Genomic DNA, 14319 nt, shown 5'->3' with positions numbered 1-14319 from the left:
GTGTTCGATTTTTTTGGGTGGGTAAACATTGGTCTATAAAATTTGTTTAGACAACTTTGAATAACTGATCGAAGTTTGCCAGTTTCAAAATTCGAAGTGCCGTTTCTGAAGGGCGAACTAGGGTCACTACACCATTAATATTTTCCGCATGCTCCTTGGCGATTAGGAGCATACCCAAAGCAGAGCTATCAATGTATTTAGTAGATGACAAATTGATTGCAATATTGGTTCTAGGTGTTTTGATATCTCTGTATGCATCTCTAAAAGCTTTGTGAATTGAGTAATCAAACCGTTCACCTATTGAGATGGTTAATTCTTGGGTGTCCTGATTTAAATGGGACTGAATCATGTGTTAGCTCCGACTACAGCGTTTACAGAAAGCTAATTATTGAGTGTTTGCACAATATTGAAACACAGAGGGAAATTACAAACCCGATTCAAATCAATAAACTAAGAATTAATCGATTTGAACGAAAAAGTTGAGTTGGTCTACAGTCGAAATGTGTTGCTGTAGTTTGGTTCGCAATGTTAACAAGGGGATAATTTCAAAACTGATGTCAGTTTCTAAAGTGCTTGAATGGACCGGTGATTATCAAAAAATACCGAACCGGCTCTTAGCCTAATGAGGGGTTGAGAGGTTATCTAGCTCTCCAATGCAAAAGCAGGATTTACCTTTAGCTTTCGCTTCGAGCATTAACATATCAGCCGCTTTTAATAGCTCATCACGGCTTTCATTGTTGTGGCGGGATACCGCAATACCAATACTCACACCTAGTTGGCATTGTGTGCCTTTTAAGGATAATGGGTGTTTTAGGTTATCGATAATTCGGTTGGCGATCTCTTCCAGTTGATTCTGGTTTTTTGGGTTATGGATCATCAACACAAATTCATCCCCGCCAATTCTCGCCAAAGTGTCGTTTTGTCTTAGCATTTGGCTAAGGCGGTGACTCACAATCATTAATGCCTCATCTCCCGCTTCATGGCCTAAGTCATCATTGATCGGTTTAAAGTTATCCAGATCGAGGTAGAACAGTGCCAGTGAGGTTTTCTCTTTACGCGCTTGAAGAAGAGATCGTTCCAATTCTTGAATAAAGTGACGGCGATTATATAAACCGGTGAGAGGGTCATGCTCCGCCATGTGCCTGATTTTGTTTTCAGCGTTGGTACGTTTTAACTGCGAGCGAGTATAAAGGTAGGTACCTATGCCTGTGACCAGCGCCAATAGAGCACTGATGATGATCATCAAGTTAAGTCGTTCTAAACTCTTTTGCGCAACAAGTTGTTTGTCTATAAAAGTGATCAGTAACCATTGTGGCCAGTCACCTGCATTTTGCTCGAACTGTTCGATACGTTGATCTTGGCTTAGTAAGACTCGGTGGAAAACATAGTAACCGTTCTTCTGTTCTAACGAGCCAATATGCTTATCTGAGAGTACTTGCCATAGCTCAGGGTTTTGAACTGGCAAAGGGGAGAGCTGATTATCTTCGTACATAAATGCCCACAGCTTTTCTTTTGACTCCCCATGTAACCAGTAGCCATCCTGGTTGAGCATCATGATCTTTCCTTGACTCAAGCTTTGAGCATCATCGAGATGCTGGATTAGATGGCTGGCATTGAGGTTAATAACGATTAACCCCATGAGATTCTGCAGCGGGTCTTTGACTGGCGTCGCGATACGCGTAATAGGTTTGTGCGGTATCTCGATTTCACCGAGTTCAATATTTAGATCTAATGGTGAAATATAAACTTTACCGTGATCGAGTTTGCCTGTTTCTGGGACGTAATAGCGGTTTATTTTATTTTGCAGATCCTGTTCAGGAACAATCTCAGTACGCTGTTGGCCTTTGTTTATCCGTACTTGTTCACGACCTTTTTCATCAATAAAACGAATCTGGTCGTAGCTATGTTTGATATCAACAATGTTTCTAAACTCTAACTGGACTTCAGTAACTGCGTTTTCATTTCCCGATAGATGTCTCACAAAGTCAGGTTGTGACGCGAGTGTACGGGTGTCTAAAACGGCTTCAGCAATACGGTAACTGAGGGCTTTGTCGATCAGAACAAGCTGTTCAGCTTCATTTTTAACGATCTTTTCTTTTAGGTCTTCAGATTGTGTTTGAAAGACGTTGATCAGAAATAGCAGTAGCAGTGAAAGGCCAAATAGATAGGAGGTTGTATAGCGAATCTCGATTCTATTTAAGAAGCTAGTAAAGGCAGTTGCGTGTGGATAGAACACGTAGTTATAGACCGCTATTGAACTAATCGATGCGAATGCTAGAGATTTAAAGTCAAACAGCAGAATGTTGTTTAAATGATCTAGACTGATAATGGATTGCAGTAGGGTTAAAGATAACTCAATCCCAAAAGCGCTGAGGCCTACTTGAAGAAACAGCCACTCTCGAACTTTTTCGGAAGGTTGAATCTGACGGTAATAAGCGAAGATAAATCTAAGAATGATTAGCGAAACAAGCGCAAGAATAGATGCATTGGCTACTGCTTCGAACCAGTAATATTCTGCATTTAGATTTAATGACGAGATCAGTTTAGATGTGATGCTATCGGTTATTAGCAATGTAAAAAATAAAATGATAACCGGCATCATTGGGATTACTTCTCGGGAAATAGGGATGAGTATTACAAAAGAACGGCTGATATTAGCAAAAGGTGTGGTTAAAAACTACACAGTTAAATGAGTGGTTTTTAATTCTCTTTTGACCCTTATCATGCTCGTCTTTTGGGGGTGTTGTTAGACTTTATATGGGCACTGTCAAACAGTATGATTTCGTTTCATTTTGAAAGAGAATGTGTCCGTTGATTAAACTGGAAAGCAGTCGTTTAATTTGGATTTCAATTTGTATCATCTTCTTATGCCCTGCGGCGGTAGCTGTAGTAGCTCTGTCTTACGAAGGCGCAATTCCAAAGATCACAGAAGTAGAAATTTTGGACGTTGCTGGGGAGCTCTTACTTTTAGTCCTTGTTCAATTTTGGATTGTTACGATCGCCTATGCGGGCCTGCGATTTAGGACTTATATCTATTTACTCTGTGGCTTTGGCATCATCACTATGGCCAATACCGCTGACTTACTCGATGAGTTTATTTTCGATCATGTCGGCACGTTAAAATTAATAGAAAATGCGGCTTATCCTATAGGGATGATGCTTGCGACAATTGGTTTGTTTAAATTAAGTCAGGACTACAGGGACTTACTCCAACAGGTTCATAAAGATCGCGATGACTGGCGCAGTAAGGCCAATCATGATCAATTAACGGGTCTTCTAAACAGGCGTTACTTTTTTGAAATGATGCCTAAGGTTATGGATACTTCTTGGGATAATGAGTGTGATCCAGTTCCTGCGTTGCTGATGTTAGATATCGACTTCTTTAAATCAGTAAATGATAAGTTTGGTCATGATAAAGGTGACCTGTTGCTGGCAGCAGTTGGTAAGTCTATCAGCCAATTTTGTCGGCATGATGATGCGGGGTTTCGCTTAGGCGGAGAAGAGTTTGGCGTACTGTTAACAGGTGCAGATGAGGATCGAGTGCTAGAAGCGGCTCAACGTTTAAGGCAACGTTTAAACAGTATCCATATCAAAACAGAACAGGGAGAGCTGGTCTCGCGTACCGTGAGTATTGGTGTGAGTTTTTTGCATACTACAGATTCGCTCGATAGCTGGATGAAGAAGGCTGATAGTGCCTTATATCAAGCAAAAGAGCAGGGACGAAATCGAGTGGTGATCGCCTAACTATTTGATGGTTATCTTTGACAATAAGCGCTTACAAACGTTGTAAGCGTTTTTGTAATAACTCTCCAAATAACTTCGTTGCTGGCCCTGCATAATCTCCTTCCGCGTAGATCATATTTAGCTGAACACTTTTCTTAGCACCGGCATTTAGAGGGAGCGGTTTGAGTAGCCCTTGTTCTAGTTCCTTTTCGATTTTAAGGCTTGGATACCAAGCATAACCTAAGCCACGGCAGGCAGCGGCGATTGAGGTGGTAAAGTTGCTTAGGGTGAGGCGCTGTTCAGCACCAAGCCAACCTGAATCTACATCTCTGCTACCTGAGTCCCTAATCACTAATTGACGATGAAGGCGTAAGTCTTTGTGATCTAAAGTGCGTTTAAGTTGATGAAGAGGATGTTCTGGGGTCGCTACAGCTATAAAGCTGATATCTAAAATAGGGTCGCCCATAAAACCTGGAGGTATGCGTGATCCAATTACTATATCAGCTTCTTTTCTAAGTAAGGCTTCATCAGTGCCACTTAACACGGTTTCGATAAACTCGATTCGGGTCAGGGGGCTCTGTTCTGTAAATTCAGCAATCACATCTAGCATGAGCCATTCTGGAAATAGGGCATCCATAGCGATGCGAATATCCGGCTCCCAGCCCTCTGCAAACTGCTTCGCTAAGTTTTCCATCTGTTGTGCTTCTTCCACTAAAACCCGTGCCCTGCGATAGAGGGATTTTCCTGCGGCAGTTAAAACTGCTTTGCGACCTTCAACCTTGAAAGCTTGCACGTTCAGTGTGCTCTCTAGCTTTTGAATCGCGTAGCTGATGGAGGATTGGCTTTTGTTCATCGCTTCAGCAGCACTAGCGTAGCCGCCATTTTCGACCACCGCGATGAGGCTTTGCCATTGTTCCAGAGTAACTTGAGGCATTATGTATCTAATTTTTCGATTGAATTGAGCAAATTATAGCTATTTTTAATCGTTTAATTAAATAGGAGAATGGTTCCATCAGTTACAGAGACAGATCTGTAAGGACGAAAGAACAGATTTTTAAGGTGAATTCGATGGCTACATTACTACATATTAAATCCAGCATTTTTGGTAACGGCGGTAAATCAAGTCAGTTGGCTGACAAGTTTATTGAGCAGTGGTTAGAGAAGCACCCACAGGGTCAAGTGATTGTCCGTGATCTGGTTGCCGAAGATGTTCCGCATCTGGATGCGACTGTTATGACGGCATTATCTACACCGGCCGATGAGCGCAGTGCAGAACAGCAAGCGATTGTTGCTCGTTCAGATCTATTAATTACTGAGTTAAAAGCTGCAGATGAAATTGTGATGGGCGTGCCAATGTATAACTTTGGCGTACCGACTCAGATGAAAGCTTATTTCGATTTGATTGCCCGCGCAGGTGTGACATTTAAATATACTGAGCAGGGACCCGTCGGTTTAATCGCAAGTAAACCCGTTTACCTATTGGCTACACGTGGTGGCCTATATCGTGATCAGGGCCACGACTTTCAGATCCCTTTTGTGCAGCAGTTCCTTAACTTTATCGGCCTAAGTGAGAGTGAGGTGATTTATGCTGAAGGGCTAAGTATGGGTGATTTGGCCGAAAGTTCTTTAGCGAAAGCTAACCAGCAGATTGCTGCTATCCATTAATTAAGGAGATACACAATGGGCTTGTTGATTGATGGCCAGTGGCATGATCAGTGGTATGACACTAAGAGCAATAAAGGTGAATTTGTTCGTAACGAATCACAGTTTCGTAACTGGGTAACTAAAGATGGTAGCGCTGGGCCTAGTGGTAAAGCAGGTTTTAAAGCTGAAGCGGGTCGTTATCATCTTTATGTCTCTCTGGCTTGTCCATGGGCGCATCGCACACTAATTATGCGTGAGTTAAAGGGGCTGACGGATTATATCTCGGTTGATGTTGTACACCCGCTCATGTTTGAACATGGTTGGACGTTTGCGAGTGATTTTGCGGCGAGCACGGGTGATAGCTTATTCGGTCATGATTATTTACATCAGGTGTATACCCAAGCAGAGCCAAACTATAGCGGGCGAGTCACTGTTCCAGTTTTATGGGATAAGCAGACCAATACCATTGTGAATAACGAGTCGTCCGAAATTATTCGTATGCTTAACAGTGCTTTTGATGATATTGGCGCAAAGGCAGGAGACTTTTACCCTGAAGTTCTTCGTTCTCAGATTGATGAGATCAACACTAGGGTCTACGACAAAGTAAATAATGGTGTTTATAGAGCTGGCTTTGCTACCTCGCAAACGGCTTATGATGCTGCCGTAGTTGAGTTATTCACAGCCTTGGATCAGTTGGAAGAGCGCCTATCACAACAGCGCTTTTTAGTGGGTAACCAATTTACTGAAGCTGATCTGCGTTTATTCACAACCTTGGTTCGTTTTGATCCTGTGTATGTGACGCACTTTAAATGTGATCTACGTCGAATTGCCGATTATCCAGCGTTATCAGGCTATCTACGCGAGATTTACCAGATGGCTAGTATCGGTAAAACGGTAGATATGGACCACATCAGACACCACTACTACCGTAGCCATCGTACCATTAATCCGACGGGTGTGATTTCAGTTGGTCCTGCATTTGATTTAACTGCACCACATGGTCGGGAGGTGTTATGAGTAAGTTAGACAATCTACGCAGTATAAAACGTATTATCCCAGCAAAAGACAGTATGGATGGTGCTGGAGTTAAGCTGAAGCGCAGCATAGGCAGAAGCGAGACTACTCGGATTGATCCTTTTCTGATGTTGGATGCGTTTTCATCAGAGAATCCAGATGACTATCTGGCTGGGTTCCCACCTCATCCCCACCGTGGTTTTGAAACTGTGACCTATATGTTGGATGGGCACATGATCCATCGTGATCATATGGGTAATGAAGGGGATCTACGAGCGGGTGGTGTGCAATGGATGAAAGCTGGCAGAGGGGTGATTCATGAAGAACGGCCTCAACGTGTAGACGGTTTGATGCGCGGTTTCCAGCTGTGGATAAACTTACCCGCCTCAGAAAAGATGCAACCGGCCTCTTATCAAAATATTGTACCTGAAGAGGTGCCGCAATTAATCGGTGAAGGCTATCAATTGAAAGTTGTTGCAGGTGAAATAAATTTGGAAGGCCAAGTTTTAAAAGGGCCTGTGCAAAATAGTGCTACAGAACCAATGTATTGTGACCTGCAGCTCGAAGCTGGAAAGGAGATTGAGTTGGCGCTGCCTGAATCTCATAACGCAGTTATCTACTTGTTTGAAGGCGAAGCAAGGGTTGCTGGGGAGCTAATTGATCAACACCAAGTATCTGAGCTTTCTGAAGGTAAAGGCGTTGTTATTAAAGCACAAAGTGATAGCCGTATGTTGATTTTGGCAGGCAAGCCTATTGGTGAACCTGTGGTTCAATATGGTCCTTTTGTAATGAATACAATGGCTGAGATAGAACAAGCGTTGACGGATTACCGCGAAAACCGTTTAGTTTAACTATGGTTTTTTATTACAAGGAAACAAAGGCTTCGTTTAGATTATTCGAGGGGATGTAGGGCCGCATTAACGGCGGATTATCGGTGAAGATTCCATCAACACCCCAGTCAAAAAGCATCGCAGCTTGAGTGGGTTCGTTACAGGTATAGCAGTAGAGCTCGTACCCCGCTTGTTTGATCACTTGCACATCACTTTGGGTGATTAGGTTGGCATCACAATGTAGGCTAACTGCATCTAGCATCTCGGCTTTAAGCTGCCATAGTTCTGGTAGGTGGTCATAAAGCAGGCCTATCTGGGCTTGAGGGTCTAGCGTCTTATAAGCGCTCAGCAGGTCAAAGTTGTAACAACTGATAATCAACTTCTCGGGGGCTTGCCAATAGACGCTGATCTGCTCAAGGACTCGTTCTGCAACGAGATCAGGCTCTAAATCGAAAGGCTTTATCTCCAGGTTAAGGCCCAGTTGCAGTTCTTGGCAAAGCCTTAGAGCGTCCGAAAGGTGGGGCATAGGTTCATCTACCCATTCTGGGTGGAACCAACTGCCAGCATCCAGTAAAGGAAGGGCATCGAAGCTTAGAGCGCTTAATGGCCCTTGCTGATTAGTACAGCGATCTAGATGCTCGTCATGAAATAAAACTGGAGTTGAATCTCCGAGAAGAGTGGTGTCGAGTTCAACCCAAGTAACACCGCATTCAGCAGCCATCTGAATACCTGCTAAAGTATTCTCGGGAGCTAAATGAGCAGCCCCCCTATGGCCAATGATACGGCTGGCGATCATGGAATCTGCATTCCTCTCTGGACGAATTCAATATGGCCCATCCGTTCCATCCAAGCTTTCACAAACGGAAATTTGTCAGGATCTACATGTTGCCACTCATAACGCATAGCCCATGGGTAAATGGCGAAATCTGCAATTGAAAGCTCATCCCCAATCACAAACTGTTTATTTGCTAACTGCGTATCGAGAGTTTGCCATAAGCGCTGGGCTTCGTTGTTGTAGCGTTGTTTGGCATAGTCTGAAGCATCAGGTGCAAAGCGATTAAAATGATGTGCTTGCCCTAAGAACGGACCAAAACCACCCATCTGCCACATTAACCATTGTAGGCACTCTAGGCGGGCTTGTGGGTCTGAAGGGATAAATTCACCGGCTTTTTCAGCCAAGTAAATTAAAATTGCGCCGCTTTCAAATAGTTGGACTGTTTCGCCGTTTGGACCTTCATCGTCGACTAGAGCAGGAATTTTGCTATTTGGACTAATCGCTTTAAACGCAGGTTCAAATTGTTCTTTCTCGAAAATATTAACTGGATGGACTCGATAGGGAAGACGAAGAGCTTCCAACATGATGGATATCTTTCGTCCGTTTGGTGTTCCCCAAGTGTATAAATCGATCATCGCAGTGCCTTACAGGTTAATAAAGTGGTGGTAAATACCGATCAGCTCTTGCTCTGTAAATGTAACAATAACTAACTGCTGACCTGGTTTAATTAAATTGGGGTTCTCACCTAAGATTCCTTTTTGATAGTTGTAGATATAGGTTTGATCTACTTTGGCTTTTAATACTTGGCCTAAAAAGGAACTACGTTTATCACCTAAAGCTTCATCTGCGTCTTTCGGAATCTCTACTGATACTTTCTCCCCCAGTCCCGGTAAAGAAAGTCCTTCAGTAAAGGTCCGCATGAGGCCGTGTTGGATGATCCCCCATAAGCCTTCATCATCCCCCTCATTAACGGCATGAATAAAGTAGACTTTCTGTGCAGAGTTATCGGGATCATCTAATAACTCCAGCAGCTTGATCTGTTGAGTTGCGACCAAGGCTGTATCTGCGATAGCCGTGTTAGCTTTTTTCTCGTTTTTGCCTGTCTTAATTACGCTCAGATGGCTGCTCACGGCAAAGGTTTCACCTTGGGCTTCTGCTGTTGTAGCACTGTCTTGAGAGTTACTGGTTTCTTCTAGAATGTCAGCCTGTGTTGAAGTTTTTACCGGTGGAAGTTTAAGAAGTTGCTCCGCCGTTACAAAATTACTCGCTTGCTCTATTTTTATCGGACTTTCCTGTCCAGAAGTTAGACGGTCAATGTGTTGGCGAGCTTCCTGTTGTGTCGAGGCAGAAGCTTGACTATCGGTCGTTTCAACTTGATCTGTGGTTTGTTCCTTCTGCGTAAACAGATATCCAGCTACGCCAATACAAACAATCACTAATACTAAAATGAGACGCTGCATAATTTGATCCTAATTAGCTTTGGGTCTCTCACTAATGTAGCGGTTAGCTAGTGATAAGAAAACAGGGAATTTTTGGGGAAGATCGCTTTTCTCATAGGGCGATACTCTTAACTTTTTAAAGTAGATCGAAGGATTAATTAAGCTGCGAGTAACTAGAGAAGTTTTTGAATATTTGCTATCTTTGTAAATTGAATTGATATTGATTATTGTTTAGATTTATGGAATATAAGCTTTGCTAAATTGTAGTTTGAATGTTGTCAGCGGTAGTAGCTTAGAGTTGTTGGATTTAGTTGAGCAGCAAAGATTTGGTGTGGAATATCAGCCCTTAATAGATGCACATACAGGGGATATTCTTGGATACGAGGCGTTAGCGCGCTTTTATCATGCAGATGGAAGAGCAATTCCGCCTTTAGATGTTTTTCAGGTTTTGCACGACAGTCCTCTTATGTTGGCGCAAGTTGAGTTGCAACTAAAGCGTCTACAGATGCGTTATCGTCCCGAGGGTGTGGCGCTATTTTTGAATCTTGATCCACATGCCTTTTCTGTATGCACTGATGCAGATGGTTCGGGCCAAAATGCGATGGTGAATTTGCTTAAAGGTAATACTGATCTGGTTATAGAGTTGATCGAAAATACCGACGTCAATGATGCCAAAATCAGTAATGATGTGTCTGAATTGATGCGCAAGCAAGGGATTGCGATTGCACTAGATGATGTAGGTGCGCCAGGCAGTATGATTGCGATGAACATCCTGAGTGAAGTGGATTATATCAAGTTTGACCGAAGTTGGTTGCGTGATGATCTGACTGAAAATATGCAGTTGTTGATTAAAAGTGTCATCGGTTTTGCTCGTGTTAGTGGTAAAAAAACTGTATTGGAAGGGGTTGAGTCAGCTGAAGATTTGGCAACAGCAATCAAGCTGGGTATTGATTATGTACAAGGTTTTTTCTATCAAGAGCTCTTTATTCAAAAGCGATGTTTTGACTGATTTATCCAAAAATAGGCTACCCTTAAAACTGTAATTTTAACTTATTGATTTTTATATGATTGAAAAGATTGATGAAGTTCTAGGTTTCTGGTTCGGTCAAATAGAAGATGGCTTTACGGTATGTGATCGTTCGGAACTTTGGTGGGCTGGATCACCAGAAAATGATCGTTTGATCACTGAGTTGTTTGGGCATCAGGTTCGTCAGGCTTTAAGAGGTGAACTGGATGCTTGGGCGGAAACACCACGTGGGCGATTAGCACTGATTCTATTGTTAGATCAATTTACCCGTACAATCTATCGAGGCTCTGCAGACGCTTTTGCAGGCGACAGTCAGGCTTTGCAACTTTGCCTAAGTGGACGTACTCAAGGGCATGATCAAGCATTAGAGTTTGTCGAACGCACCTTTTTCTATATGCCATTAGAGCATGCTGAAAACCTTCAAATGCAACAGTTGTGTGTCAGTAGTTTTGAGCAGATGTTGTTAGAAGTGGCAGGTGAAAAGAAACTACAGGTAGAAAACTGGTTGGATTTTGCTTGCCAGCATCATGAGCAAATAGAGCGATTTGGCCGCTTTCCGCACCGTAATGAAGTACTTGGGCGTAGCTCCACGCCAGAAGAGTTGGCTTACTTATTACAAAGCCATAATCGCTGGGGACAATAAGGTTGAAGTAAACAAAGAACTGAAGCCTTAAGTACAGAGATTAAGTAGAAGAGTCTTTTTAGAACAGTGTGTCTTGTTGGCGATTCTGTTCTTGCCATGGTGTGAATAGACAACAGCCGGGAAGTGCAGCTTCAAGCTTTTCCACAAAGTAAGCTGCCAGTTGTGGTGCTTCGGCATTATCCGGCGTGTGGAAAAAGAAATAAGGTGTTTTGCCTTGTTGCATCCACGTGATCGCTTTACTAATCCATGGATCAAGGTAAGGGGTTCCCCATTGCCAATCTAAAGGTGTGATAAAGCGAATCATAGGGGATTGCCCAGTTGAAATAGCATGCACAGGGAGTTGAGGTTTGTGTTCTTTAGCTTTGAGGCTAACCGTATCCTCTGCGGGGTGTGCAAACAGGGAACGGGTATCAAAACTAATGCGATTACAGCCTTGAGAAGCCAACAACTGGTTGAGTTGTTGTTCTGCATCTCCTTTTTGGAAAAACTCGGGATGACGAATTTCTACCGCATGCTGCCAATCGGTGGGTAGTGATTTTAGGTAGTTTTCCAGATTGTTTAGAGAATCAGGTCCAAAGGCGGCAGGTAGCTGGATACAGAGTAAGCCGAGTTTCTCTTGTAGAGGAGTGAGCCGCTTGAAAAACTCCAGTGTTTCTTTTTGGCAGTGGGTGAGTTGTCTAAGGTGGCTTATCTCTTGTGGGAATTTAAAGCAAAAACGAAATTGCTCTGAAGATTCTTTGTACCATTGTTCAACGGTACTTTGTTTAGGTAAGCCGTAAAACGTTGAGTTTCCTTCTACACTACTAAAATGGCGCGTATAAGCATGTAGCACATGAATATGGCTGCTGCGCACTAGACAGTTATCTTGCCATGCTGCATGTTGCCATTGAGTTAGGCCGATATAACAACGTGGCGAAGAATTTGATAAGTAGGAAGTTATCATCACGTTTTTTGTGGGTATGTAATGTACTTTGATTCAAGAGAGTGTAGATTGTACTCTCAGATCATAAGCAATGCGTAGTTTAAAGAGAGAGATCTAATGGATTTTGCATCACTGTTAGGAATAATTTCAGGCCTAGCGCTAATTATATCTGCCATCATTATGGGCGGTAGTGCCGATGTGTTCGTAAACGTGCCTGGCATGATGATTGTTGCTGGGGGCACGATAGCGGCAACGTTGCTGACAGTTCAATTTAAAGATGTACTTAACTCTTTTAAGGGCGCATTTATTGTTTTTACACAAGATAAGACAAATCCACAGGAAATGATTGATACTATGCTTGAACTGAGCCGTATCAGTCATCGTCACGGTTTGTTAAAGCTGGGTGATGTTGAAAGCTCCTCTCCTGTATTAAAACGTGCTTGTATGTTGATGGCCGAAGCTGCTTCTGAGCAGGTTATCCGTAATACCATTCAAAACGAGATCGACTCATTAGTTTCTCGTCATCATGCCACTCAAGATGTTTTTAAGAAAATGGCGGCTTATTCTCCGGCGTTTGGGATGTTAGGTACGCTAATCGGCCTCATTCAAATGCTGAGTGTTTTAGATAACCCTGAAGCAATCGGTCCAGCTATGGCTGTTGCGCTTTTAACAACGTTTTACGGCTCCCTATTAGCGACAATGGTATTCCTACCTATAGCAGGAAAACTGAAATCTAGGACGCTATTGGAAGTGACTAATTTAGAAATAATACGAGAAGGGTGTATTAGCATACTGACTAATGACCACTATATGCATGTATACGAACAGCTTTCGTCTTACATTCCTGCTGCTCAGCGAAAAAAAGTAGCGATAGGCAAGAAAAAGTAGTCGGGAGATCTAAATGAACTCTAAAAAAACATTAGTAGAGGAAGAAGAGGGCGCAAGCTGGATCTATACCTTTGCTGATCTAATGACTTTGCTGTTGGTGTTCTTCGTGTTGTTGTTTTCTCTATCAAGTGTCGAAGCTGAACGTTTTGAAAAAACCATCAGATCGCTGAATGATGCTTTTCAGGGGGATGATGGAGCGAACAGTATTATTGACCTTCCTCATAATGCTCCAGTTAAAACTGAGATACCTGAGGAGATAGAAGAATCTCTACCTGCGACAGATATTGCAGAGAAAGATGCTGAAAAGCCGAATGAGAATGAAGCTGAATCTCAAAATGTAGCGATTGATTCCGAGTTGACGAAATTAACTCACGAAATTAATCAGCAATTTCAAATTGCTGCGGCTACTGATGCCGTTGAAGTTGGAACGCCTAAAGATGGCAAAGTGACCATCAAAATTAAAGGTGATGTCCTATTTCCGTCAGGTTCTGCTGAGTTTAATACAGAGATGATGACGGTTCTGGATTCTGTGGTGCTTACATTAAAGAAAAACCCAGATCTTAAGCTGAGTATTAATGGTCATACCGATAATATTCCTATCCAAACTCCAAGATTCCCTTCTAACTGGGATCTGTCTGCTATACGTGCTACTAATGTGCTCCGATATATGGTGCGTGGTGGTTTAGAGGTGGATCGAGTCACGGCAACGGGATATGGCGATTCGGTGCCTGTATCGTCGAATTCTACATTGAGAGGGCGAGCAGAAAATCGTCGATTGGAGTTTGTGTTAGAGAAAAGGGCGGCGCAGTGAAGATACCTATAGAGTTAGAACTTTCTGAAGAGGAAAACCGTCGCCAAGCTTTTCGAGCTGCTTCAAGTGGTCAGGTTAAAATGACGATTGGCGAGACGACGGTTGAGCTCTTGGATATCTCTGCAACTGGTGTGGCCTTCAAAACGGATCAAACCTTTTCGGGTTATTTAGAAGATGTCGCTATTCTTTTCAAAACGCATAAAAAATACCGCTTAAAACCACGCTTAAAGGTTTCATTCTGTGGCAAAGGTCGTTGTGGCGCTGAATTTGAAGGTTTGTCAGATAAAGCTCATATGGCTCTATCTGAGTTAGTCGTAAGTTTGCAAAAAGAGCTTATACGCCGAGAACGGGCTTTGAGAGAAGCGGCTGAAGATGGCGCTTAAGTGCGGCTTTCTATCTATTTGAAAATAATCTGAAAAAAAGGCTTGTGGTTTAGGGTAAGCATCTATAATATACGCGCCACGTTGATGCGGGGTGGAGCAGCTTGGTAGCTCGTCGGGCTCATAACCCGAAGGTCGTTGGTTCAAATCCAGCCCCCGCTACCAAATTCAGATTAAACCGATTTAGTTAATTCTAAGTCGGTTTTTTCGTTTCTGGGGTTTG

The 14319-nt window shown here is 42.9% G+C and carries 16 protein-coding genes and 1 tRNA gene; 10 read left to right on the top strand and 7 right to left on the bottom strand.

Features of this window, described 5'->3' with window-relative positions; translation table 11 throughout:
- Positions 1-46: 46 nt before the first annotated feature.
- Both ACMXYP_RS12955 and ACMXYP_RS12950 read right to left on the bottom strand, forming a co-directional pair.
- Positions 47-349 carry an STAS domain-containing protein gene (locus ACMXYP_RS12955; RefSeq protein ID WP_415882055.1) on the bottom strand — a complete coding sequence of 101 codons (303 nt, stop codon included), beginning with the start codon at positions 347-349 and terminating at the stop codon, positions 47-49.
- Between the two features lie 270 nt (positions 350-619).
- A complete protein-coding gene (locus ACMXYP_RS12950; protein WP_415882054.1) occupies positions 620-2602 on the bottom strand; it encodes a diguanylate cyclase domain-containing protein in 1983 nt (660 codons plus the stop codon).
- Between the two features lie 209 nt (positions 2603-2811).
- Between ACMXYP_RS12950 and ACMXYP_RS12945 the strand changes: the two genes are divergently transcribed.
- A complete protein-coding gene (locus ACMXYP_RS12945) occupies positions 2812-3744 on the top strand; it encodes a GGDEF domain-containing protein (protein ID WP_415882053.1) in 933 nt (310 codons plus the stop codon).
- 31 nt (positions 3745-3775) lie between these two features.
- Here ACMXYP_RS12945 and ACMXYP_RS12940 read toward each other — a convergent pair whose 3' ends face one another.
- The gene (locus ACMXYP_RS12940; RefSeq protein ID WP_415882052.1) at positions 3776-4657 is read right to left on the bottom strand and encodes a LysR family transcriptional regulator; all 882 of its coding nucleotides are present in this window, start codon (positions 4655-4657) and stop codon (positions 3776-3778) included.
- 134 nt (positions 4658-4791) lie between these two features.
- Here ACMXYP_RS12940 and ACMXYP_RS12935 point away from each other — a divergent pair, with 134 nt between their 5' ends.
- From ACMXYP_RS12935 to ACMXYP_RS12925, 3 genes are read left to right on the top strand one after another with little or no spacing between them, the layout of a single operon-like run.
- Positions 4792-5388, top strand: a complete 597-nt coding sequence (locus ACMXYP_RS12935) for an FMN-dependent NADH-azoreductase (protein WP_415882051.1) — start codon at positions 4792-4794, stop codon at positions 5386-5388.
- A 15-nt stretch (positions 5389-5403) separates the two neighbouring features.
- Positions 5404-6384, top strand: coding sequence for a glutathione S-transferase family protein (locus tag ACMXYP_RS12930; RefSeq protein ID WP_415882050.1), 981 nt, complete (start codon positions 5404-5406; stop codon positions 6382-6384).
- Complete coding sequence (locus tag ACMXYP_RS12925; RefSeq protein ID WP_415882049.1) at positions 6381-7232, top strand: pirin family protein; 852 nt, start codon at positions 6381-6383, stop codon at positions 7230-7232. The genes ACMXYP_RS12930 and ACMXYP_RS12925 overlap by 4 nt, the downstream gene beginning before the upstream one ends.
- A gap of 13 nt (positions 7233-7245) precedes the next feature.
- On the opposite strand, the gene ACMXYP_RS12920 is transcribed toward ACMXYP_RS12925, so the two are convergent.
- The 3 genes from ACMXYP_RS12920 to ACMXYP_RS12910 are packed head-to-tail and all read right to left on the bottom strand — an operon-like array spanning position 7246 to position 9446.
- Positions 7246-8007 carry a glycerophosphoryl diester phosphodiesterase gene (locus ACMXYP_RS12920; protein WP_415882048.1) on the bottom strand — a complete coding sequence of 254 codons (762 nt, stop codon included), beginning with the start codon at positions 8005-8007 and terminating at the stop codon, positions 7246-7248.
- The gene (locus ACMXYP_RS12915; RefSeq protein WP_415882047.1) at positions 8004-8621 is read right to left on the bottom strand and encodes a glutathione S-transferase family protein; all 618 of its coding nucleotides are present in this window, start codon (positions 8619-8621) and stop codon (positions 8004-8006) included. Before ACMXYP_RS12915 ends, ACMXYP_RS12920 begins: the two co-directional genes overlap by 4 nt.
- A gap of 9 nt (positions 8622-8630) precedes the next feature.
- A complete protein-coding gene (locus ACMXYP_RS12910; protein WP_415882046.1) occupies positions 8631-9446 on the bottom strand; it encodes a hypothetical protein in 816 nt (271 codons plus the stop codon).
- A 232-nt stretch (positions 9447-9678) separates the two neighbouring features.
- Here ACMXYP_RS12910 and ACMXYP_RS12905 point away from each other — a divergent pair, with 232 nt between their 5' ends.
- Entirely contained in the window at positions 9679-10434 is a 756-nt protein-coding gene (locus ACMXYP_RS12905) for an EAL domain-containing protein (protein WP_415882045.1), read from the top strand.
- Between the two features lie 55 nt (positions 10435-10489).
- Positions 10490-11095, top strand: coding sequence for a DUF924 family protein (locus ACMXYP_RS12900; protein WP_415882044.1), 606 nt, complete (start codon positions 10490-10492; stop codon positions 11093-11095).
- A 58-nt stretch (positions 11096-11153) separates the two neighbouring features.
- Here ACMXYP_RS12900 and ACMXYP_RS12895 read toward each other — a convergent pair whose 3' ends face one another.
- On the bottom strand, positions 11154-12038 hold the full coding sequence (locus ACMXYP_RS12895) for a DUF72 domain-containing protein (RefSeq protein ID WP_415882043.1): 885 nt from the start codon (positions 12036-12038) through the stop codon (positions 11154-11156).
- Between the two features lie 96 nt (positions 12039-12134).
- On the opposite strand from ACMXYP_RS12895, the gene ACMXYP_RS12890 reads away from it, so the two are divergent.
- The 4 genes from ACMXYP_RS12890 (at position 12135) to ACMXYP_RS12875 (ending at position 14261) form a co-directional block, all read left to right on the top strand.
- Positions 12135-12905 carry a motility protein A gene (locus tag ACMXYP_RS12890; RefSeq protein ID WP_415882042.1) on the top strand — a complete coding sequence of 257 codons (771 nt, stop codon included), beginning with the start codon at positions 12135-12137 and terminating at the stop codon, positions 12903-12905.
- A 13-nt stretch (positions 12906-12918) separates the two neighbouring features.
- Positions 12919-13716: a flagellar motor protein MotB gene (locus ACMXYP_RS12885; RefSeq protein ID WP_415882041.1), complete on the top strand. Its 798-nt coding sequence runs from the start codon at positions 12919-12921 to the stop codon at positions 13714-13716.
- Positions 13713-14099, top strand: a complete 387-nt coding sequence (locus tag ACMXYP_RS12880; protein ID WP_415882040.1) for a PilZ domain-containing protein — start codon at positions 13713-13715, stop codon at positions 14097-14099. The genes ACMXYP_RS12885 and ACMXYP_RS12880 overlap by 4 nt, the downstream gene beginning before the upstream one ends.
- 85 nt (positions 14100-14184) lie before the next feature.
- A tRNA-Met gene (locus ACMXYP_RS12875) sits at positions 14185-14261 on the top strand.
- The last annotated feature ends 58 nt before the right edge of the window (positions 14262-14319 follow it).

The organism is Neptuniibacter sp. QD34_54, from assembly GCF_047778055.1.
Taxonomy (GTDB): Bacteria; Pseudomonadota; Gammaproteobacteria; order Pseudomonadales; family Balneatricaceae; genus Neptuniibacter.
This window is presented reverse-complemented; position numbering and strand designations above follow the sequence as displayed.

What these genes read in the sequence shown, in the direction of transcription:
- ACMXYP_RS12955 (WP_415882055.1), bottom strand. Translation starts at nt 349, where the DNA reads ATGATTCAGTCCCATTTAAATCAGGACACCCAAGAATTAACCATCTCA.
- ACMXYP_RS12950 (WP_415882054.1), bottom strand. Translation starts at nt 2,602, where the DNA reads ATGATGCCGGTTATCATTTTATTTTTTACATTGCTAATAACCGATAGC.
- ACMXYP_RS12940 (WP_415882052.1), bottom strand. Translation starts at nt 4,657, where the DNA reads ATGCCTCAAGTTACTCTGGAACAATGGCAAAGCCTCATCGCGGTGGTC.
- ACMXYP_RS12935 (WP_415882051.1), top strand. Translation starts at nt 4,792, where the DNA reads ATGGCTACATTACTACATATTAAATCCAGCATTTTTGGTAACGGCGGT.
- ACMXYP_RS12930 (WP_415882050.1), top strand. Translation starts at nt 5,404, where the DNA reads ATGGGCTTGTTGATTGATGGCCAGTGGCATGATCAGTGGTATGACACT.
- ACMXYP_RS12925 (WP_415882049.1), top strand. Translation starts at nt 6,381, where the DNA reads ATGAGTAAGTTAGACAATCTACGCAGTATAAAACGTATTATCCCAGCA.
- ACMXYP_RS12920 (WP_415882048.1), bottom strand. Translation starts at nt 8,007, where the DNA reads ATGATCGCCAGCCGTATCATTGGCCATAGGGGGGCTGCTCATTTAGCT.
- ACMXYP_RS12915 (WP_415882047.1), bottom strand. Translation starts at nt 8,621, where the DNA reads ATGATCGATTTATACACTTGGGGAACACCAAACGGACGAAAGATATCC.
- ACMXYP_RS12910 (WP_415882046.1), bottom strand. Translation starts at nt 9,446, where the DNA reads ATGCAGCGTCTCATTTTAGTATTAGTGATTGTTTGTATTGGCGTAGCT.
- ACMXYP_RS12900 (WP_415882044.1), top strand. Translation starts at nt 10,490, where the DNA reads ATGATTGAAAAGATTGATGAAGTTCTAGGTTTCTGGTTCGGTCAAATA.
- ACMXYP_RS12895 (WP_415882043.1), bottom strand. Translation starts at nt 12,038, where the DNA reads ATGATAACTTCCTACTTATCAAATTCTTCGCCACGTTGTTATATCGGC.
- ACMXYP_RS12890 (WP_415882042.1), top strand. Translation starts at nt 12,135, where the DNA reads ATGGATTTTGCATCACTGTTAGGAATAATTTCAGGCCTAGCGCTAATT.
- ACMXYP_RS12885 (WP_415882041.1), top strand. Translation starts at nt 12,919, where the DNA reads ATGAACTCTAAAAAAACATTAGTAGAGGAAGAAGAGGGCGCAAGCTGG.